At 59.9% G+C, this 19,769-nt stretch carries 19 protein-coding genes and 2 tRNA genes; 13 read left to right on the plus strand and 8 right to left on the minus strand.

Translation table 11 applies throughout. The annotated features are described in order from the left end of the window. The coding region (ahpC, locus tag Q7T64_RS13265) for an alkyl hydroperoxide reductase subunit C (RefSeq protein ID WP_304796481.1) at positions 1-468 on the minus strand (468 nt) is incomplete at its 3' end. A gap of 201 nt (positions 469-669) precedes the next feature. Continuing rightward, positions 670-1,569: an EamA family transporter RarD gene (gene rarD, locus Q7T64_RS13270; RefSeq protein ID WP_304796484.1), complete on the minus strand. Its 900-nt coding sequence runs from the start codon at positions 1,567-1,569 to the stop codon at positions 670-672. Positions 1,570-1,686: 117 nt separating this feature from the next. Here rarD and trxC point away from each other — a divergent pair, with 117 nt between their 5' ends. From trxC to Q7T64_RS13285, 3 genes are all read left to right on the plus strand, one after another. After that, positions 1,687-2,127: a thioredoxin TrxC gene (gene trxC, locus Q7T64_RS13275; RefSeq protein ID WP_304796487.1), complete on the plus strand. Its 441-nt coding sequence runs from the start codon at positions 1,687-1,689 to the stop codon at positions 2,125-2,127. Positions 2,128-2,329: 202 nt separating this feature from the next. After that, positions 2,330-4,204 carry a potassium transporter Kup gene (locus tag Q7T64_RS13280; RefSeq protein WP_304796490.1) on the plus strand — a complete coding sequence of 625 codons (1,875 nt, stop codon included), beginning with the start codon at positions 2,330-2,332 and terminating at the stop codon, positions 4,202-4,204. 303 nt (positions 4,205-4,507) lie between these two features. Beyond that, positions 4,508-5,656, plus strand: coding sequence for a diguanylate cyclase (locus Q7T64_RS13285; RefSeq protein WP_304796494.1), 1,149 nt, complete (start codon positions 4,508-4,510; stop codon positions 5,654-5,656). A gap of 18 nt (positions 5,657-5,674) precedes the next feature. Here Q7T64_RS13285 and Q7T64_RS13290 read toward each other — a convergent pair whose 3' ends face one another. After that, positions 5,675-6,154 (minus strand): cupin domain-containing protein, encoded by a 480-nt coding sequence (locus tag Q7T64_RS13290; protein WP_304796497.1) that lies wholly within the window; start codon positions 6,152-6,154, stop codon positions 5,675-5,677. 232 nt (positions 6,155-6,386) lie between these two features. Between Q7T64_RS13290 and Q7T64_RS13295 the strand changes: the two genes are divergently transcribed. Both Q7T64_RS13295 and Q7T64_RS13300 read left to right on the plus strand, forming a co-directional pair. Further along, a complete protein-coding gene (locus tag Q7T64_RS13295) occupies positions 6,387-7,469 on the plus strand; it encodes a glycosyltransferase family 4 protein (protein WP_304796500.1) in 1,083 nt (360 codons plus the stop codon). Beyond that, the gene (locus tag Q7T64_RS13300) at positions 7,462-9,621 is read left to right on the plus strand and encodes an amylo-alpha-1,6-glucosidase (protein ID WP_304796503.1); all 2,160 of its coding nucleotides are present in this window, start codon (positions 7,462-7,464) and stop codon (positions 9,619-9,621) included. Before Q7T64_RS13295 ends, Q7T64_RS13300 begins: the two co-directional genes overlap by 8 nt. A 59-nt stretch (positions 9,622-9,680) precedes the next feature. On the opposite strand, the gene glmS is transcribed toward Q7T64_RS13300, so the two are convergent. Both glmS and glmU read right to left on the minus strand, forming a co-directional pair. After that, positions 9,681-11,510, minus strand: coding sequence for a glutamine--fructose-6-phosphate transaminase (isomerizing) (gene glmS / locus Q7T64_RS13305; RefSeq protein WP_304796506.1), 1,830 nt, complete (start codon positions 11,508-11,510; stop codon positions 9,681-9,683). A gap of 3 nt (positions 11,511-11,513) precedes the next feature. After that, positions 11,514-12,887: a bifunctional UDP-N-acetylglucosamine diphosphorylase/glucosamine-1-phosphate N-acetyltransferase GlmU gene (gene glmU / locus Q7T64_RS13310; RefSeq protein ID WP_304796510.1), complete on the minus strand. Its 1,374-nt coding sequence runs from the start codon at positions 12,885-12,887 to the stop codon at positions 11,514-11,516. Positions 12,888-12,906: 19 nt separating this feature from the next. On the opposite strand from glmU, the gene Q7T64_RS13315 reads away from it, so the two are divergent. After that, positions 12,907-13,794, plus strand: coding sequence for a DUF6279 family lipoprotein (locus tag Q7T64_RS13315; protein WP_304796514.1), 888 nt, complete (start codon positions 12,907-12,909; stop codon positions 13,792-13,794). 6 nt (positions 13,795-13,800) lie between these two features. Here the strand turns inward: Q7T64_RS13315 and ttcA are convergent, their stop codons facing one another. From ttcA to Q7T64_RS13330, 3 genes are read right to left on the minus strand one after another with little or no spacing between them, the layout of a single operon-like run. Continuing rightward, positions 13,801-14,727, minus strand: coding sequence for a tRNA 2-thiocytidine(32) synthetase TtcA (gene ttcA, locus Q7T64_RS13320; protein WP_304796517.1), 927 nt, complete (start codon positions 14,725-14,727; stop codon positions 13,801-13,803). After that, positions 14,724-15,125, minus strand: coding sequence for a dihydroneopterin aldolase (locus Q7T64_RS13325; protein ID WP_304796520.1), 402 nt, complete (start codon positions 15,123-15,125; stop codon positions 14,724-14,726). Before Q7T64_RS13325 ends, ttcA begins: the two co-directional genes overlap by 4 nt. 12 nt (positions 15,126-15,137) lie before the next feature. After that, positions 15,138-15,905, minus strand: coding sequence for an SDR family oxidoreductase (locus tag Q7T64_RS13330; RefSeq protein ID WP_304796523.1), 768 nt, complete (start codon positions 15,903-15,905; stop codon positions 15,138-15,140). A 47-nt stretch (positions 15,906-15,952) separates the two neighbouring features. Between Q7T64_RS13330 and Q7T64_RS13335 the strand changes: the two genes are divergently transcribed. The 7 genes from Q7T64_RS13335 to Q7T64_RS13365 all read left to right on the plus strand — a co-directional run. Continuing rightward, positions 15,953-17,095, plus strand: a complete 1,143-nt coding sequence (locus Q7T64_RS13335) for a class I SAM-dependent methyltransferase (RefSeq protein WP_304796539.1) — start codon at positions 15,953-15,955, stop codon at positions 17,093-17,095. A gap of 10 nt (positions 17,096-17,105) precedes the next feature. Continuing rightward, positions 17,106-17,303 carry a DUF2905 domain-containing protein gene (locus Q7T64_RS13340; protein ID WP_304796528.1) on the plus strand — a complete coding sequence of 66 codons (198 nt, stop codon included), beginning with the start codon at positions 17,106-17,108 and terminating at the stop codon, positions 17,301-17,303. Next, positions 17,300-17,518: a DUF2905 domain-containing protein gene (locus Q7T64_RS13345; RefSeq protein ID WP_304796533.1), complete on the plus strand. Its 219-nt coding sequence runs from the start codon at positions 17,300-17,302 to the stop codon at positions 17,516-17,518. The genes Q7T64_RS13340 and Q7T64_RS13345 overlap by 4 nt, the downstream gene beginning before the upstream one ends. A 121-nt stretch (positions 17,519-17,639) precedes the next feature. Beyond that, a complete protein-coding gene (locus tag Q7T64_RS13350; RefSeq protein WP_304796536.1) occupies positions 17,640-19,067 on the plus strand; it encodes a DHA2 family efflux MFS transporter permease subunit in 1,428 nt (475 codons plus the stop codon). A gap of 117 nt (positions 19,068-19,184) precedes the next feature. After that, positions 19,185-19,270, plus strand: a tRNA-Tyr gene (locus Q7T64_RS13355). A 58-nt stretch (positions 19,271-19,328) separates the two neighbouring features. Next, positions 19,329-19,402: transfer RNA gene (locus Q7T64_RS13360), tRNA-Gly, on the plus strand. A gap of 226 nt (positions 19,403-19,628) precedes the next feature. Continuing rightward, positions 19,629-19,769: GTP-binding protein (locus tag Q7T64_RS13365; protein ID WP_304306067.1), on the plus strand; the 141-nt coding region annotated here is incomplete at its 3' end.

A 19,769-nucleotide genomic window follows, 5' to 3' on the forward strand; every position in this document is an offset into this window, starting at 1 on the left:
CTGGGCGGCCTTGACCTTGCGCAGCAGTTCTGAGGCGTCACGGCCGATGCCGTTGTCGTGGATTTCGCACAGTTTGATCACGCCATCGGGATTGATCACGAAGGTGCCGCGCAGGGCCAGGCCTTCTTCTTCGATCATCACGTCGAAATTGCGGGTGATCGCGCCAGTCGGATCGGCCACCATCGGATAGGTGATCTTGCTGATTGTGTCGGACGTGTCGTGCCAGGCCTTGTGGGTAAAGTGCGTGTCGGTCGATACGCTGTAGATCTCCACGCCCATCGATTTGAAGGTGGCGTAATGATCGGCCAGGTCGCCGAGTTCGGTCGGGCAGACAAACGTGAAGTCGGCCGGATAGAACACGACGACCGACCATTTGCCCTTCAGATCCGCATCGGACACGGGGACGAATTTGCCGTTGTGGAAAGCGGTGGCCTTGAACGGTTTTACCTGGGTATTAATAAGGGACATTTTTATCACTCCTTGGTTGAATGCACAGGAAGGATGATAGAGACTATCTATCGATAAGTGAAATCGATAGTTTAAATGATGGCGATAGACATTGCCTAATTGCGGGGAGGAAATGATAGACGTCGCCCCGGTCATGCGCCGCAGCAGGCCAAGGACTTGTCCGAACCCGAGTATTTTTTGAATGCCCAGGAGGGCGATAGTTCAGCCGCCCGTATTTTCCCTGTTGGAGGAGCGATTCCACCAAGCCCGCCAGGCACTTTCCAGCGAGTACAGCGCCAGCGCGGCCCAGATCAGCATGAACGCAATCTGCCGGTCGCCGCCAAAGGGTTCGTTGTAAAGCCAGATGCCGGCAATCAATTGCAGCGATGGTCCGATGTACTGCAACAGGCCCAATACGGACAGCGATATGCGGCGCGCACCGGCGGCAAACCGCAGCAGCGGGATGGCGGTGATCGGACCGGAGGCGATTACCAGGAATTTCATCCATGGCGTCAGCTCGACAAATCCGCTCTGGTCCTGGGTCGCCAGCCAGGCCATATAGAGCAAGCCGAGCGGCGCCAGCACCATCGATTCCAGCGCCAGTCCTTCCAGCGGCCCCAGCAATGCAGTTTTGCGCAGCAGGCCATAGAACGCGAAGGTCAATGCCAGCCACAGCGATATCCATGGCAAGCTGCCGGTATGCCAGGTCAGCCACGCCACGCCGCTGAACGCAAGGGCGACCGAGGCCCATTGTCCGAATCGCAGGCGCTCCTTCAACAGCAGCGCGCCGATCAGGACATTGATCAGCGGGTTGATGAAGTAACCCAGGCTGGTGTCGACAATGCGGTCGTTGTGGACTGCCCAGATGTAGACGCACCAGTTTGCCGAAAGCAGCGCCCCCGACAAGGCAAAGCCGGCGATCACGCGTGGCTGGCTGCGCAGTTGCCTGATCCAGGCCCATTGGCGGCGGCCGGCCAGCAGCAGGACCACGAACACCAGCGACCACACCACCCGGTGCGCCAGCATCTCGACGGCCGGCACGCTTGCCAGGGTCTTGAAGTAAATGGGGAAGATGCCCCATATAACGAATGCCGATGCGGCAAAAAGCATGCCTTTGGCCATGAGGCGCGTCCAGCGATGATGGTGGTCAGCTGGCTATTATGAGGTAACCGTGCAGGTGTTGCGGACGGGGAAGTAAATAGTTCGGGCGCTTGTCGCTTTTTCAAAGAAAGGATCGTGATGACCGAAGCCAAGCATGTGGTTTGCCCGAGCTGCAGCGCAGTCAATCGGGTGCCGGCGCAGCGGCTGGCGCAGCAGCCGGTGTGCGGCAAGTGCGCCCAGCCACTCTTCTCAGGCCAGCCGCTTGAACTCGACCAGGAGGGCTTCGAGCGTCACCTGACGCGCAACGACGTGCCGCTGCTGGTTGATTTCTGGGCGCCGTGGTGCGGCCCCTGCCAGGCCATGGCGCCGGCCTATGTGCAGGCGGCCGCTCAACTGGAGCCCGCCATCCGGGTGGCCAAGGTGAACACCGAAGAAGCGCAGGCGCTGGCTGCGCGCATGGGCATTCGCAGCATCCCGACCCTGGCCTTGTTCATTGGCGGCCGCGAGGTCGCGCGCCAGGCGGGCGCGATGGACAGTCGCGGCATCGTGGCATGGGTGCGCAAGCACTTGCCGGGTTAGCTCACGCATCGGCAGGGGCTTGACGGCGTTAGGGGGGGCATTCCCTGTTATCGTGCACGGGCGAGCCGCCGGCATGGCTCTTTCGCGGCTCCAGAACAAAGGGCGGATGGCCACACTTTGGGGATGTGCATCAGCGATTTGAGGGTCAAGGGTTGAACATCCGTTAAGATACGGGTCTCGCTTACCAACCATCAGGTGTCACTTGTCATTGCCTCAGCAGAAGACCAGCATTGCCACCCTGACCATCGGCGCGATCGGTGTTGTCTATGGCGATATCGGCACCAGCCCGCTTTATGCAATGAAGGAGGTGTTTGCGCCTTCCCATGGCATTGCCTTGACCCAGGCCAATATCCTGGGCGTCGTGTCGCTGATTTTCTGGGCGCTGGTGCTCGTCATTTCGCTCAAGTATGTATCGCTCGTGCTGCGTGCGGACAACCGCGGCGAGGGCGGCATCATGGCGCTGACCGCGCTGGCGATGACATCCGTCGCCAAGACCGGCTGGCACTTTCCGGTCATGCTGCTGGGCATGGTGGGTGCAGGCTTGTTCTTCGGCGACGGCGTCATTACACCGGCGATTTCAGTCCTGTCGGCCATAGAAGGCCTGGAGGTGGCGACACCGGCACTCAAGCCCTATGTGGTGCCGACCACGCTTGCCGTGCTGGTTGCGCTGTACATGGTCCAGAGCAAGGGCACCAGCGGCATCGGCAAATTCTTTGGTCCCGTGGTGCTGGTGTGGTTTTCGACACTGTCGATCATGGGCCTGATCAATATTTGGGAAAATCCAGTCATCCTGAACGCAATGAATCCAGTGTATGCACTGGATTTCATGCTGCACAACGGGTGGTTTGCGTTTGTCGCTCTGGGTGCGGTGGTGCTCGCCATTACCGGTGCCGAGGCGCTGTACGCCGATATGGGTCACTTCGGCAAAAGGCCAGTGCGCTTCGCCTGGTTTACGGTCGCGTTCCCGGCATTGAGCCTGAGCTATTTCGGCCAGGGCGCCTTGTTGCTGGCCAATCCGGCGGCCGTCTCCAATCCATTTTTCAACCAGCTTGGCGCATGGAGCATTTACCCGTTGGTGGTGCTGTCCACCGCCGCCACCGTGATTGCGTCGCAGGCAACCATCTCGGGCGCATTCTCGGTGACGCACCAGGCAATTTCCCTGGGATTCCTGCCCCGCATGCGGGTGATTTATACCTCTGACCGCGAGATGGGACAAATCTATATCCCGCTGGTCAACTGGATCCAGCTGTCGGCGGTGGTGCTGGCAGTGGTCTGGTTCGGCTCTTCGTCCAACCTGGCCTCTGCCTACGGCATCGCGGCCACGGCAACCATGCTGACCACGACGATCCTGACGTTTTTCGTTATCCGCTTCAAATGGCACTACAACCTTGCCATTGCGTTCGGCGCCACGGCATTTTTCCTGTTGATCGACATCATGCTGTTTTCGTCGACTTCGCTCAAGTTGCTGCATGGCGGCTGGTTTCCGCTCGCGATTTCGGCGCTGATGGTGACCGTCATGCTGACCTGGCGCGACGGTCGCGAACTCGTGTTCGGCAACCTGAAGAAGCATGCGATCCCGCTACAGGACTTCCTGCAATCGCTGTTCATCAGTCCGCCGGTAAGGGTGGAAGGCACGGGCCTGTTTTTCCGCGCCGAAGGCGATGGCGTGCCGCATGCGATGCTGCACAATCTGCTGCATAACAAGACATTGCATGAGCGCATCGTATTCCTGACGGTCTTCAACGGCGACATCCCCAGCGTACCGCCTTCCCAGCGGGTAAAGGTGCTGGCGCTCGGGCACGAGTGCTATCAGGTGAACGTGTATTACGGATTCAAGGATGAGCGCGACATTCCGCAAGCGCTGGAACTGTGCCGTGACCAGGGCATGGAATTCAATATGATGGAAACCTCGTTTTTCATTGCGCGCCAGACGGTGATCTCGACCACCCATGGCGGCATGGCGCCATGGCGCGAAAACCTGTTTGCCACGATGTCGCGCAATGCGCGCGATGCAGCGGACTATTACAAGGTGCCGACCAACCGGGTCATCGAGCTGGGGACCCAGATCGAGATTTGAGTGGCGTTTGCTATCCCGGATCGATCGGTTCGGGATACGGGACGGCTGTTGCGCTTGCCACAATAGAACGCCCCCGTACCGGATCGGCCTGGCCGTCTATCAGTGGACACCCTGTTCGTTAGAGAGCGGACTGCACCATGCCGGCTTGCGGTCCGCCTGTCATCATTTCTCCGCGAAAACAACCTGTGATAAAGCGCGTGCCGGCGCCCTGCCGCTTTTGCCTCACATCAAAACTACCCCTGCCTCTGCAAGTACAGTGTGATGACCCCGTCCGCAGACGAATAACAGCAGGAGAGCGCAGCGGTGATCCAAGAGAAACAGCACGGCAAGCGTTGCATACTGACCGTTGACGATGATCGTGTCCTGCTGGCCCGCCTGAATGCCGGCATGGGTCGGGCCGGTTATGAGGTCTTGCAGGCTACGACAGCGCAAGAAGCCATAGAGCTACTCGCGCAGCGCGTTCCGGACCTGGCCTTGCTGGATATTTCGATGCCAGGCATGTCCGGGATGGAATTGGCCCGCTACCTGCGGCGGGAGACCAGCGTGCCGTTCATGTTCCTGTCTTCGCATGTGCAGGACGATATTGTCCGGCAGGCAGCCGAGCACGGTGCAATCGGTTACCTGGTCAAGCCGATTGATACGACGCAACTGATCCCTGCACTGGAGGCGGCATTGATGCGGGCGCAGGAAATCAGTCATTTGCGCCTGATCGGCGCGGACCTGGCAGCGGCGCTCGCCACCGGGCGTAAAGTCAGCGAATCGATGCGCAGGCAGCTGGAACTACTGGTCGAAAGTCACTCTTCCGAGCTGGCCAGGCTCAACCAGCAGCTCGATCTTGCGCAAAAACACGTGCTTGAATCGGAGGCCCATGCTCGCGAACTAGCGCGCATGGCGAACGAGGATCCACTGACCACCTTGCCCAACCGGCACTGGCTCACCAACTATCTTCCTGCTGCGTTACGCCGGGTGCAGGCAAGCGGCCGCATGCTGGCTGTCATGTATCTTGACCTGGACGGCTTCAAGGCAGTCAACGATACGCTCGGCCACCTGGCCGGCGACGAATTGTTGCGCGCAGCAGCCTTGCGCATGAAGTCCGCGCTAAAGCCCAGCGACAGCATTGCACGGCATGGCGGCGATGAGTTCGTGCTGATCATCGAGCAGATGAATTCCGAGTCCGACGCTGCGCAAGTCGCGCAACGCATGCTGGAAGTACTGCGCAATCCATTCGAGCTGACGAATGGACGCAATATCGTCGCGGCCTCGATTGGTGTGAGTCTCTATCCGCGGGATGGCGCTGATTCGGAGCAGTTGCTGGCGCGCGCCGACGAAGCGATGTACCGGGCCAAGACATCGGGCCGCGGGCTGTTCCGCTTCTATGCGCATCCAAGCGAGGACCCGACTGGTTGGCAGCGTGTTGCAACAGCCGCATCGCGCCCCTATCCTGGCTCGTGAGCGGCGATGCGGGCGCCGCTAGTAGGGTGTTCCGTCCTTGCGTGAAAAAACCCAGCCACCGCCTTCGATGCTGACTGCCTGCAGGTCGTCGTGCGGGTAGTTGACGCTGTCGCCGGCGCTACGGTCGCCCACTTCCAGATAGACGACGGTCTGCGTTGTCCGGTTTGCGATGCAGTGCGCATCGCCGGCGCCGGCCGGAAATCCGGCGCACATGCCGGGCGCCAGCGTCATGTCGCCGCCGCTTCCGACCAGCGTCGGATGGCCTTCGAGCACGTAGATGAACTCATCCTGCCTGCTATGGCTGTGGCGCAGTCCCGATATCGTCCCGGGCGCCAACTGCGTCAGGTTGACGCCAAAATTCTTCAATCCAAAAATATCGCCGAGGGCACGCTTTTCACGGCCCACGATGCGCTCCGCGAACGGGGAGGGGTAGCTGGATTTTGTTTTCGGCTCGGCATCGAGCGCCCGCACGGCGGTTTCCATTACCCGAGCTTTCATTTGGAGCATCCTTCAGTTTGAAATCGCATTGATCAGGTATCGCATTGCTGGATTGTGTACCAAATGGCAGGTTGCCGGTTAGGGGAAGTGTGTGGCCATCGCTACTGAACTTAATCGACTCGCGGTTGGTCACATTGGCAGAATGTTATCTACCTTCCCGATTTACTCATGCGGCGCACAGAGCAGGGTCGCGGCATGCTGTAACCCGGCATCTTGACGGAAACGGCACACGATGAAGATCGCGCAGGTATCACCATTGTTTGAAAGGGTGCCCCCCATAGGCTATGGCGGCACCGAACGAATAATTTCTTACCTTACCGAGGAACTGGTTGCACAAGGGCACGAAGTCACCCTCTTTGCCAGTGGCGATTCGCTTACCCGGGCGAGACTGGTCGCTGCTGTCGATTGCAGCATGCGGCCACAGGCGGGCGACAACGCGTGGTTGGCGTATCACACCATACAGATGGATATGGTCGCCGAGCAGGCGGCATCCTTTGACGTTATTCATTTCCACAACGGTTACCTGCATTTCCCGATGGCCAACGCGTGGTCTACGCCGCATGTGACAACCCTGCATGGCAGGCTTGATTTGCCGGAACTGCAACCCGTCTTCAGGCGCTTCGAGCGATGTCCGCTGGTGGCCATTTCCGACAGCCAGCAACGGTCCTTGCCGCAGGCCGGTTGGTGCGGTCGCGTGCACCACGGATTACCCGCCGATTTGTATTCCTTTCAGCCGAAGCACGGAAACTACTTCGTGTTCATAGGAAGAATATCGCCGGAAAAGCGCCTGGACCGGGCGATCGAGATTGCACAGCGCTGTGGCATGCGACTGTATATCGGCGCCAAGGTCGACAGCGTGGATGTACCGTACTTCAATGAAGTCATCAAACCATTGTTGCGCGATCCCCTGGTGGAATTTGTCGGTGAAGTGGGTGAGCGGGAGAAACGCGAACTGCTGGAACACGCCACTGCCCTGCTATTTCCGATCGACTGGCCAGAACCGTTTGGACTGGTAATGATCGAAGCATTCTGCTGTGGCACGCCCGTCATCGCGTACCGGCAGGGGTCGGTGCCGGAAGTGATGGAGGACGGCGTCACCGGTTTTGTCGTGACCGACCAGGAGCAGGCCGTGCGTGCGGCCCAGGCGGTGGCCTCGCTCGACAGGAAGCGCTGTCGGGAAGTGTTCGAGCAGCGTTTCACGGCGACGCGCATGGCGCAGAACTATCTCCAGGTGTACCGACGTCTGATGGAGGGGGATGCGAGGCAGCATCCTGCCAGCGGCATCGATTGGCAAACAGGAGATTTCGATGGTTGACGATGGGGAGCAATGGTCGATCCAGGCCACCAGCGCGCCAGCGGACGAGCGCCGGCGCGTGTTGAAACACAACGATACCTTCGCGGTCTTTGATTTGTTCGGCGACATCCATCTGACCGGCCTGAACGAGGCGGGAATTTATAAAGACGATACCCGCTATCTTTCAAGACAGGAATTGCTGATCGACGGCGTGCGGCCGATGTTCCTCAATTCGGCGGTCAAGGATGACAACGGCCTGTTCATCATCGAACTGATGAATCCGGATTTGCACCCCGCCGGCGCCAATTCCATCCCGAAGGGAACCGTGCATATTTTTCGCGCCAAACTGCTGTGCGATCAATCTTGCTATGAGCATGTGCGGATCGTGAATTTCGGCTTGGAGGAAGTGGAAATTCGCTTGTCGATGCTGTTTGGCGCCGATTATGCGGATATCTTCGAGGTGCGTGGCATGCTGCGCGACCGGCGCGGGGAGATCCTGCCGCCGCAGGCCGATCGCAATGAATTGCGGTTGGCCTACCGCGGATTGGATCACGTCGTGCGCCGCACGCGTATCGCCTTCGATCCGCCGCCGTATCGCCTGGCTGCCGGCCGGGCCGACTTCAAGCTGGCCCTGCCACCGGGTGGCCAGTCTCATTTGTATGTCACGATAATGTGCGACGAAGAGGGCAAGCCGGAAGTCGTTCCGACCGATTATTTTTCCGTCTTCACCCAGGCCGACCAGGCTCGCACCAGTCGTTTTGGCATGCGCGGCAAGATCGTCAGCTCCAATCCGCTCTTCAATTTGTGGATCGACCGTTCCGCCGCCGATCTGGAAATGCTCAATACCGCACTGGCGGAGGGCTCGTACCCCTATGCGGGCCTGCCCTGGTATGCAACCACATTCGGCCGCGATGGCATCATCACCGCGCATGAATGCCTGTGGCTGGTTCCTGCCATGGCAAAAGGCGTGCTGGCATTCCTGGCCGCCAACCAGGCCACCGCCCTCGATCCGGAGAGGGATGCCGAGCCGGGCAAGATATTGCATGAAGCACGTCGCGGCGAAATGGCGGCGCTGGATGAAATTCCGTTTCGTCTTTATTACGGTACGGTAGACGCGACGCCTCTTTTCATCGGCCTGGCCGGCGCCTACTATCGGCGCACCGGCGACCTGGATTTCATTCGAAGCATCTGGCCGAATATCAAGAGTGCGCTGTACTGGATCGACCATTATGGCGACGTCGACGGCGACGGCTTCGTCGAGTATGCGCAGCATGCGAGCAAAGGATTGGCGCAGCAAGGCTGGAAAGATTCGCACGATTCGATCTTTCACTGCGACGGCAAGATGGCGAATGCACCGATTGCGCTGTGCGAAGTGCAGGGCTATGTGTACGACGCCAAGGTACAGGCTTCCATGCTGGCTGCGCTGCTTGACGAACCGGTGCTTGCGCAAACGTTACAAGACGATGCGCGCCGTCTCAAAAAGAATTTCAACGAAGCGTTCTGGTGTGAAGAAATCGGAAGCTATGCGCTTGCGCTCGACGGTGAAAAGAAACAGTGTGCGGTGCTGGCCTCGAACGCCGGTCACGCGTTATGGAGCGGCATTGCCGACGATGCGCTGGCCAGGCGCGTGGCCAACCGCTTGCTGTGCGACGATCTGTTTTGCGGCTGGGGTGTGCGCACCATTGCCACCAAAACGGCCCGATATAACCCGATGGCTTACCATAACGGCTCGGTGTGGCCGCATGACAATGCATTGATTGCCGATGGCATGGCGCGCTATGGTTTGACCGAACAGGCAATGGTGATCTTCAGCGCGATGATGGACGCCAGCCAGTATATGGACCAGCATCGCATGCCCGAACTGTATTGCGGATTTTTAAAGCGATCCGGCGAAGGCCCGACGCTGTATCCGGTGGCATGCTCGCCCCAGGCCTGGGCCGCGGCCAGCGTTTTTTATCTATTGCGATCCTGCCTCGGATTGAGCTTCGATCCGGCGCAACCGGGAATCCGGTTTTCAAATCCGCAATTGCCAGCGTTCCTCGATACCGTCGATATTTCCGGCCTGTCGATCGGCGGCGCCAACCTCGACTTGCGCTTGCAGCGTTACGCCGGCGACGTCGGCATCCATGTCACCCGCAAGCAGGGGACGGTCGATGTGGTGTCCGTGAAATAAAGTTTCGTTTGGCTTTGCGTGTTAACTGCAGGGCACCTGTGCAACAGGCCTGACAGAGGTCACTCTACCGTGACCGATTTCGCCAGGTTGCGCGGCTTGTCGACATCCGTGCCGCGCGCCAGCGCCGTGTGATACGCCAGCAATTGCAAGGGCACCACATGCAGGATCGGAGACAAGAGCCCGTAGTGCTCGGGCATCCGGATCACGTGCACGCCGTCGCTTGAAGCAATGTGTGAATCGCCATCGGCAAAGACGTACAGTTGACCGCCGCGGGCGCGTACTTCCTGCATGTTGGATTTCAGCTTTTCGATCAGCGAGTCGTTCGGCGCGACCGTCACGACCGGCATCTCGGCAGTCACCAGCGCGAGCGGTCCATGCTTGAGTTCGCCGGCTGGATAGGCTTCGGCGTGGATGTAGGAAATCTCCTTCAGCTTGAGCGCACCCTCCAGGGCGATCGGGTAGTGCAATCCGCGGCCCAGGAACAATGCATTTTCCTTGCGGGCGAAAGCCTCCGCCCAGGCGATGATCTGCGGCTCCAGCGCCAGCACGCTTTGCAGGGCGGTTGGGAGGTGACGCAGGTTCTTCAGGTGTTGTTGTTCGCCTTCCGGCGACAGGCGGTGGCGCAGCTTTGCCAGCGTCAAGGTCAGCAGGAACAGTGCGGTGAGCTGGGTGGTGAATGCCTTGGTCGACGCCACGCCGATTTCGGCGCCGGCCCGTGTCAGGTAGGCCAGTTCGGTTTCGCGCACCATGGCAGAGGTGGCGACGTTGCAGATTGCAATGGAGTGCTTGTGGCCCAATTCCTTTGCATATTTCAGTGCCGCCAGCGTATCTGCCGTTTCACCTGACTGCGAGATCACGACAACGAGTGCGTTCGGATTGACGGCTGGCTTGCGGTAGCGAAATTCGCTGGCGATCTCGACGTTGGTCGGCAGTCCGGCCAGGTCTTCCAGCCAGTATTTTGCGGTCATGCCCGCGTAGTAACTGGTGCCGCACGCCAGGATCTGTATGCCGTCGATCTGACGGAACACTTCCTCGGCGTCCTTGCCGAACAGATCGGGGGCAAAGCCCTGCACGCCTTGCAGCGTGTCGGTGATGGCTCGCGGCTGCTCGAAAATTTCCTTCTGCATGTAGTGGCGGTACGGGCCAAGATCGATGGCGCCCGAGTAGGCGGTCACGGTCTGCACCCTGCGCTCGACTTCGCTGTCGTGGCGATCGAAAATACGCACGCGTTCTCGCTGTACGTCGACGACATCGCCCTCTTCGAGGTAGATGATCTGGTCGGTGGTGCCGGCCAGGGCCATGGCGTCGGAGGCGATGAAGTTTTCGCCTTGGCCAAGTCCGACGATCAGGGGGCAGCCCAGGCGTGCGCCGACCACCCGCTCGGGTTCGTCCTTGCAGAATACGGCGATGGCGAATGCGCCGGTCAGGCGCTTGATGACGCGTTGCACCGTGCGCAGCAAGTCGCCGTCGTAACTGTCGTTGACCAGATGGGCGACGACTTCGGTATCGGTCTGCGATTCGAAGTGATAGCCACGGGCCTTCAATTCATCACGGAGTTCTTCGAAGTTTTCGATGATGCCGTTATGCACCAGGCCAACCCGCTGCTGGCCGTCCCGGCCGGGTGAAAAATGCGGATGGGCGTTATTGGTGGCCGGGGCGCCATGGGTGGCCCAGCGGGTGTGGGCAATGCCGGTCGCGCCGGAGAAACCGGTTTGCTGGACCTCGCGTTCGAGTTCGGCGACCCGGGCGACGCTGCGCGCGCGCTGCAGGCCGCCGTTGATCACGGCAACGCCGCAGGAGTCATAGCCGCGGTATTCCAGCCGGCGCAGACCCTCCAGCAGGATGGGAACAATATTACGTTGCGCAACTGCGCCGACAATGCCACACATGGATCAGTCCTGTTTCTCGGGTTTCTGCTTCTTGGTAGGGCGCGTCCAGCCCTCGATCACGGTTTGCCTGGCGCGGGAGATGGTCAGCTTGCCAGGCGGCGCATCCCGTGTGAGCGTGGTGCCGGCGCCGATATTGGAACCCTTGCCCACCGTGACGGGGGCAATCAGCTGGCAATCGCTGCCGACGAATGCATCATCCTCAATCACCGTGCGGTGCTTGTTCACGCCGTCGTAGTTGACCGTGATCACGCCAGCGCCAATGTTGACGCGCGCGCCAACATCGCTGTCGCCGACATAGGCCAGGTGGTTGGCCTTGGAAAAATCGGCAATATTGCTGTTTTTTACTTCGACGAAATTGCCGATGTGGACTTGCTGCCCGAGTTGGGTGCCGGGACGCAGCCGGGCGAAAGGCCCGACCAGCGATGCCGGACCTATCGATGCATCTTCAATATGGCAAAACGCCTTGATGCTGACCTTGTCGGCAACGCGCACGTTGCGCAGCACGCAATTGGGCCCGACCGTGACATTGTCGCCCAGCTCGACTGTGCCTTCAAACACGCAATTGACGTCGATGGAGACATCGCGGCCACACTGCAGCGAGCCGCGGATATCGATGCGTGCCGGATCGGCCAGCGTGACGCCTTGTTCGAGCAGGGCTGCGGCCTGGTTGGCCTGGAAGGTGCGTTCGAGCCCGGCCAATTGCACCTTGCTGTTGACGCCAAGCGTCTCCCACACGGCCCCCGGGTGCGCCGATGTAACCGCCACGCCCACGCTCACTGCGCGCGCAATGATGTCGGTGAGGTAATACTCGCCCTGCGCATTGTCGTTGGATAGTTGCTGCAGCCAGGGCTGCAGATATCCCGCCGGCACGACCATGATGCCAGTATTGACTTCGCGAATCATGCGTTGCGTGGGGCTGGCGTCTTTCTGCTCGACGATGCGCACGATATTGCCTTGTTCCCTGACGATGCGGCCGTATCCGGTCGGATCGTCGAGATCAACGGTCAGCACTGACAACTTGTCGTCGCCGGCGCTGTCCAATAATCGCTGCAGGGTATCGCGGCGCGTCAGCGGTACGTCGCCGTACAGGATGAGCGTGGCTTGCGTGGAATCCAGCGACGGCAAGGCTTGCATGACCGCATGGCCGGTGCCAAGTTGCGGCTCTTGCAGTGCGAAGGCGATATCCTGCGCCCGCATCGCTTCGGGTACCATGGCGCCACCATGGCCATAGACAATACAAAGTCGGGCCGGGGAAAGCGATCGCGCGGTGTCGAGGACGTGGGACAGCAGGGGCTTGCCGGCCAGCGGGTGCAGCACTTTGGGTAGCGATGAATTCATGCGCTTGCCCATGCCTGCGGCGAGAATGACAATGTTCATAGGAGTCTGGTTGACCAGAATGCGAAATATTAGCACGCACCGAAGTGTATTCTCGGCAAAAACCCTGTTGCTGGCCTTGCTTGTCGCGCTACTGGCCGGCTGTGGCATGGCGCGCATGGCCTATAACAACGGCGAGTCGCTCAGTTACTTCTGGCTCGACCGCTACGTCGACTTCACGGACGCACAAAAGCATTGGGTCCAGCCCGAGATCGATGAAATCTTTGCGTGGCACCGTCGCAGCCAGCTTCCCGATTACATCGGGTTCCTGCAAACGGCACAGCGCCAGTTGCAGGAGCCGGTCTCCGAAGCCGCATTGAAGTCCGATGCGGACATGATCCGCAAGCGCTTGCTGTTGATCATGGATCAGTCCCTGCCAATGCTGGCCGATATTGCACTTTCCTTGCAGCCCAATCAGATCGCGCATATCCAGAAGAAATTTTCTTCCAACAATGATGACTATCGTAAAGAAAATCTGCGCGGAGATGTTGAGCAACGTCAGCGGGCCCGATACAAGCGTGCGCTGAAACAGGCGGAATACTTTTTCGGGAACCTGGACGGTGCGCAGGAAAAGCAGTTACGGCAATTGTCCGATGCGCGTCCGCTGAACAACGAACTCGTATTGCGCGCCCGGCAGCGGCGCCAGAAGGAGATCATCGCCTTGCTGAACCGGATCCGGGCGGAGCAGCCGAGCAAGGAGGTGGCAGTCCTGATACTTGGCGATTACGTGAAAAGATCGCTCGATCACTTCGGCGATGCCCAAACCAAGGCTTTTTACCAGGCTTACGAAGCAGCGACGATCCATCAGGTCGCCGGGCTCATCAATGGCACCACTGCCCGCCAGAAGGAGCATGCCGTCCATAACCTGCAGCGCTGGATCGACGATTTCCGGCGGCTGTCCGGGAGCTGATTTCTCTTAGGCGTCGCGCCGCAGGTTCAGCATGATGGGCGCGGATGGCACTGCACACGGTTCCTCGTCAAACGCGATATCGCCTTCGGCAACCGGTTCGCCGGTCAGCCCGAGTCCGGCAAAGTCGAACGCATTGGCATCCATCAGGTGTGACGGTACGATCGTGGACAGGGCCGAGAAAATATTTTCCACACGTCCGGGGTGCTTCTTTTCCCAGTCGCGCAGCATGGCCTTGAGCTGCTTGCGTTGCAGGTTCTCCTGGCTTCCGCACAGGTCGCACGGAATGATCGGGAACTGCCTCATTTCGGCATACTGCAAGGTGTCTTCTTCCTTGACGTAGGCCAGCGGGCGGATCACGATGTGGCGTCCGTCATCGGACTGCAGCTTGGGCGGCATGCCCTTGAGCTTGGCGCCGAAGAACATGTTGAGGAAGAAGGTTTCGAGTATGTCGTCCCGGTGGTGGCCGAGTGCAATCTTGGTCGCGCCGAGCTCGTCGGCAACCCGGTACAGGATCCCGCGGCGAAGGCGCGAGCACAGCGAGCAGGTGGTTTTGCCTTCCGGTATTACGCGCTTGACGATGCTGTAGGTGTCCTGGTTTTCGATGTGGTACGGCACGCCGAGTTTTTCCAGGTAAGCCGGCAGTACGTCAGCCGGGAAATTCGGCTGCTTCTGGTCCAGGTTGACGGCAATGATGTCAAAGTGGATCGGTGCACGCTCGCGCAAGGTCAACAGGATGTCGAGCAGCGCATAGCTGTCCTTGCCGCCCGACAGGCACACCATGACCTTGTCGTTCTCTTCGATCATGTTGAAGTCGCCAATGGCCTGGCCTACCAGCCGGCACAGCCGCTTGTGCAGCTTGTTGTTTTCGAAGGCGGCCTTCTCTGCCCGGCGCTGGGTCAGCGGAGCCGGATCCTGCAGCAGGGCTTGGGTCATGCGTTGGCCTCTTTCACATGGAACACTTCGACACCGACCCCTTCGCAATCCGGGTAGACGTCCGGCTTTGCGGTAGACACCCGCACGCCGCGGACTTTCGGATGTGCCAGCATGGCGCGGGCGACGTCGTCGCACAGCGTTTCCTGCAGGTGGATATGGCCCTGGGCCATGCGCCTTGCAATGGTCTCGCGCATGAAGTCGTAATCCACCACCTCCTGCAAGCTGTCGCTGTGCGGCGTGGATAGCGCCAGCGGAATGAACAGGTCGACATTGATCAGGACCCGTTGCTCGCCCTTCTTCTCAAAGTCATGCACGCCGATATTGACTTGCACTTCGTAATTCTGCAGGAACAGGCGGCGGCAGCCGGCCAATTGGGGATGGGAGAGGGCGAAGGGCATGATAGTGGTCGGTTATTTCGCGATGAACATCACGTCGCGCGGAAGCGGCATCAGGTGCTGTCCGCCGTCGACGATCAGTGTGGTGCCGGTGATGGCCGGCGATTCGGCGGCAAAGCATACCGCAGCCGCGATGTCTTCGGGTGTGCTTGAACGGCCCAGCGGTGTCATTGCATGGGCTTGCCGGAATCCTGCTTCAGTCTGGTCGCCGGAAACCATGGTGATGCCCGGCGATACGCCGACCACCCGTATCGCCGGCGCCAGCGCCTGCGCCAGCATCACTGTTGCGGTCTGCAGCGCCCCTTTCGACAAGGTATAGGACAAGTAGTCCGGATTCAGGTTGGCCAGCTTTTGGTCCAGCAGATTGATGATCACGCCATGAGCGCCAGCGGGAAGGGCGGATGCGAGCGCCTGCGACAGCAGCAGCGGTGCCGCCAGATTGGTGCGCAGATGCGCATCCAGCGATGCCGCGCTCACTGTGGCGGCGTTGTCGAATTCGAATAGCGAGGCATTGTTGACCAGGCATGTCACCGGGCCGAGCGCCTGGCTGCACCGCAGCAGCAGCGTGCCCACGGCGGCTTCGTCGGCCAGGTTGCATTGCACGGTGGTCGCACGTCGGCCGCAGGCGCGGATCGCCGCTGCGGTCAATTCCGCTTCGGCTTTGGATTGCTTGTAGTGGACGGCAATGTCCCAGCCACGCGCTGCCAGCGCCAGGGCGATCGCTTTTCCAATGCGCTTTCCGGCACCGGTTACCAGGGCGACTTTTTGCATTTCGGCTGTCATAGGGTTCAGGCTCGTCCGGGGATTGCTAATACAATAGGATGATGCAACTGCAATTGCCTCCACCATCTCCCGAAGCGCTGGCCGCGTCCAACGCGCTTCAAGAGGAAATCACCAGCGAAATCGAGCGCAATGGCGGCTGGATCCCGTTTTCTCGTTATATGGAACTGGCACTGTACGCGCCCGGGCTCGGTTATTACAGCGGGGGGTCGGCAAAGCTGGGGAAAGAAGGGGATTTTACAACCGCACCGGAAATGACGCCCTTGTTCGGCCGCACGCTCGCGCATGTCGTCGCCGGCTTGTTTGCCCAATGTCCGCGTCGCCTGCTGGAATTCGGCGCCGGAACCGGCAGGCTGGCAAGGGATATCCTGACCGAGTTGCGCCAGCTTGGCATTCCAGCCGAGTCGTATGGCATTGTCGAGCTTTCGGGTGAGTTGCGGCAACGGCAACAACACATGCTGCGGGATTTCCCCGAAGTCAGGTGGCTGGATTCAATGCCCGATAGTTTCAGCGGCGTGGCAATCGGCAACGAGGTGCTGGATGCGATGCCGGTGCGCCTTTTGGCCAAGCAGCCAGAGGGCTGGCTTGAGCGTGGCGTGGCCAGGCAGCATGAGCGCTTGTGTTTTTCCGATCGCGCCTGCCCGCCGGAGGAACTCGCCCTGTTGCTGCAGCAATTGCCCGAGCCGGATGCGCTGCCCTTCGGCTACGTCGCCGAAGTGCATCCGCTGGCACACGGCTTCCTGCGCGCACTGTGCAGCATCGTGGACAGGGGCGCGGCCATTTTCGTGGACTACGGTTTCCCTGCGCACGAGTATTACCTCGGGCAACGGTCTGCCGGAACGCTGATGTGCCATTATCGGCACCATGCCCATGACGACCCTTTTTATCTTCCCGGACTGCAGGACATCACCGCGCATGTCGACTTTACCGATGCCGCCCGCGCCGGATTGGCATGCGGCATGGACCTGCTGCTCTACACCAGCCAGGCCTCCTTCCTGCTCGATGCCGGTTTGCCGGCCTTGCTGATGCAGACCTCGCCAGAAGACCAGATGCGCTACCTGCCGATGGCAAATGCCGTCCAGAAACTGACCTCGCCGGCAGAAATGGGCGAGCTGTTCAAGGTGCTGGTGCTGGGCAAGAACGTTTCGCTGCCCCCCGCGCTGGTTCGCGGCGACCGCAGCCATCGCCTGTAAGGAATCGCTGATGATCCGCTGGTTCGTGACCATATTCATCGCAATGATCGTATTTTCAGCCATGCTGCCGTGGCTGGAAAAGCTGGGGATCGGCCGTCTTCCGGGCGACATCAGCTTCACCTTGTTTGGCCGGCGCATCTTGCTGCCGTTCGCCTCGACCATCTTGTTCTCGCTGGTGATTTTCCTGATCGGAAGGCTGGTGAAATGATTCGATGGGTGCTCGCCATCTTCCTGTTGCTGACCGTATTTTCGGGCTTGCTGCCGTTCCTGGGCAGGCTCGGACTGGGTCGCCTTCCGGGCGATATTCCGTTCAAGCTGCTCGGGCAGCCGTTCTGCCTGCCGTTCGGTTCGACGGTCTTATGGTCGGCGGTGGCGTTTGGCATCGCGGAACTGGTGGCGTTGAGTTGCCTGTTCTGCAGCTAGTTGCGAGCCTCGAATTGACGTTTTGCCGGCGCGGGCGGCGGCGTGTCGTCCGGGACAGTCGTTGGCCAGATTGCCAGGTCGCCGTGCAAGATTCCGACCCAAGCCAACCTAGGCAGGATTGATGTCCCAGACCATCGAAGAGTTGAGAGAGCGTTACGGACCCCGCTACCGGTGGAGGGTGCTGTTTTCATTGATGATCGGGTCGATGGCCGCGATCCTCGCCTCGACTATCGTCAACGTCGCTGTTCCTGACCTGTCTGCGCATTTTGGTCTGGGACAGGAGCGCGCCCAATGGGTTTCCACGGCATTCATGCTGGCCATGACCCTGTCGATGCTGGCCACACCCTGGTTGTTGTTGCGCTTTGGACTGCGCGACACGTATGCGGGCGCGGTGCTGCTGTTGCTCGTGGGGGGCGTGGTCGGCGGCTTCAGTATCAATTACCCGATGCTGATTTCGATGCGTGTGATGGAGGGCCTGGCCGCGGGTATCCTGCAGCCGATCCCCGCCATCTACATCTTGCGCGTGTTCGATAGAAGCGAACACGGTCGCGCGATGGGCATATTTGGCTTCGGTGTCGTGCTGGCGCCGGCGATCGGCCCCAGCGTCGGTGGATTCCTGGTGGAAGAATTTGGCTGGCGTTCGATCTTTTTCGTCGTCGTCCCGTTTTGCCTGCTCGCATTGTTCCTGGTTCGCAAGCTCTTGCCGAAAATTTCTACCATGGCGGGCGATGCCCAGACACTGGACTGGCGCGGTTTGCTGCTCGCCAGCATCGGCGTCGTCATGCTGCTCAACGGCATGGTCAGCCTGCAAAAGGATACCTGGACCGGCGTGGCCCTGCTGCTGGCCGGCCTGATGACGCTCGCGTTGTTTATCTGGCACCAGATGCGCACGCCGCACCCGCTGGTCGCGATGAGGGTGTTTCGTTACCGTCAGTTCTCGACGGCCACCTGTGTCGCTTTCATCTATGGCATCGCGCTGTTCGGTTCCACCTACATGTTGCCGGTTTATACACAGATGGCCCTGAACTATTCGCCCAGCCACGCCGGGCTGGTCATCCTGCCCGCAGGTATTGTGCTGGCGCTGGTCATGCCACTGGCCGGCAAGATGGTGGACTACTACGCCCCTTACCTGTTGGTGGCGCTTGGCATTGCGCTGATTGGCCTGTCGTTTGTGCTGATGAGCACCGGGAAGCCGGGGACCGGCTATGTCGCCCTGATGGTGTGGGCGATCATTGGCCGCATCGGTCTGGGCTTCGTTCTTCCCGCGCTGAGTGTGGGGTCAATGCGCGGCGTTGACCCAACGCTGATCGCCCACGGAACCAGTACGATCAATTTTGTGCGGCAACTTGGCGGTGCCATTGGCGTGAGCATGGTGGGCATCGTCCTCGAATGGCGACTGGCAGCCCACCACACTGCGCTGGGTGATGCCGGCGGCAATCCGGCCGACCGCATCAAGGCTTTCGACGAAACCTTCCTGCTGCTCGCCGCAATCTGTGCGATCGCGGTCCTGCTGGCATGGCGCATGCGGCCGGCGCCGGAACCGGAATAGACGCAATCAGTGGCATCGGTGCGCGGTATCAAGCCGGGGTCGGCAGAAAAGTGATTAGGCACACTACTTTTCAGTTGACATGAGTGGAGTGACCCCCTATAGTTTGGGGTTCCCTGCGGAGGGGTGGCCGAGTGGTTAATGGCAGCAGACTGTAAATCTGCCCTCTTACGAGTACGCTGGTTCGAATCCAGCCCCCTCCACCAGTTCGCAGGGCGGGGTTTTAGTGAAGTTGTATGTGTTGCGGCTGAAGCAGTCGCCCTTGCGGGTGTAGCTCAATGGTAGAGCTGAAGCCTTCCAAGCTTATGACGAGGGTTCGATTCCCTTCACCCGCTCCAGTTTTTGGATGTACTTGCCTTTGCGTTTTGGGGCGGCGGACGACAATTCCCTTGTAGCTCAGTGGTAGAGCACTCCCTTGGTAAGGGAGAGGCCACGTGTTCAATCCACGTCAAGGGCACCACAGATTTTCGCGGTTTCAGTTTGTAGTTATCAGAATTATGCACATCAGCAGAACCGGGTCGGGCGCGTGCCTGAACATTCTCATTCAATCGTTAGGAGTCCAAGATGGCAAAAGGCAAGTTTGAGCGGACCAAGCCGCACGTGAATGTGGGCACGATTGGCCACGTTGATCATGGCAAGACCACGCTGACGGCTGCGATTGCAACCGTTTTGTCGGCCAAGTTTGGCGGCGAAGCGAAGAAATAT

This window comes from Lacisediminimonas sp. (assembly GCF_030645335.1).
Taxonomy (GTDB): Bacteria; Pseudomonadota; Gammaproteobacteria; order Burkholderiales; family Burkholderiaceae_D; genus Lacisediminimonas.

Coding starts and splice junctions, on each gene's coding strand:
- rarD (WP_304796484.1), bottom strand. CDS start 1,569: ATGGCCAAAGGCATGCTTTTTGCCGCATCGGCATTCGTTATATGGGGC.
- trxC (WP_304796487.1), top strand. CDS start 1,687: ATGACCGAAGCCAAGCATGTGGTTTGCCCGAGCTGCAGCGCAGTCAAT.
- Q7T64_RS13290 (WP_304796497.1), bottom strand. CDS start 6,154: ATGAAAGCTCGGGTAATGGAAACCGCCGTGCGGGCGCTCGATGCCGAG.
- Q7T64_RS13295 (WP_304796500.1), top strand. CDS start 6,387: ATGAAGATCGCGCAGGTATCACCATTGTTTGAAAGGGTGCCCCCCATA.
- Q7T64_RS13300 (WP_304796503.1), top strand. CDS start 7,462: ATGGTTGACGATGGGGAGCAATGGTCGATCCAGGCCACCAGCGCGCCA.
- glmS (WP_304796506.1), bottom strand. CDS start 11,510: ATGTGTGGCATTGTCGGCGCAGTTGCGCAACGTAATATTGTTCCCATC.
- glmU (WP_304796510.1), bottom strand. CDS start 12,887: ATGAACATTGTCATTCTCGCCGCAGGCATGGGCAAGCGCATGAATTCA.
- Q7T64_RS13315 (WP_304796514.1), top strand. CDS start 12,907: ATGCGAAATATTAGCACGCACCGAAGTGTATTCTCGGCAAAAACCCTG.
- ttcA (WP_304796517.1), bottom strand. CDS start 14,727: ATGACCCAAGCCCTGCTGCAGGATCCGGCTCCGCTGACCCAGCGCCGG.
- Q7T64_RS13325 (WP_304796520.1), bottom strand. CDS start 15,125: ATGCCCTTCGCCCTCTCCCATCCCCAATTGGCCGGCTGCCGCCGCCTG.
- Q7T64_RS13330 (WP_304796523.1), bottom strand. CDS start 15,905: ATGACAGCCGAAATGCAAAAAGTCGCCCTGGTAACCGGTGCCGGAAAG.
- Q7T64_RS13340 (WP_304796528.1), top strand. CDS start 17,106: ATGATCCGCTGGTTCGTGACCATATTCATCGCAATGATCGTATTTTCA.
- Q7T64_RS13345 (WP_304796533.1), top strand. CDS start 17,300: ATGATTCGATGGGTGCTCGCCATCTTCCTGTTGCTGACCGTATTTTCG.
- Q7T64_RS13350 (WP_304796536.1), top strand. CDS start 17,640: ATGTCCCAGACCATCGAAGAGTTGAGAGAGCGTTACGGACCCCGCTAC.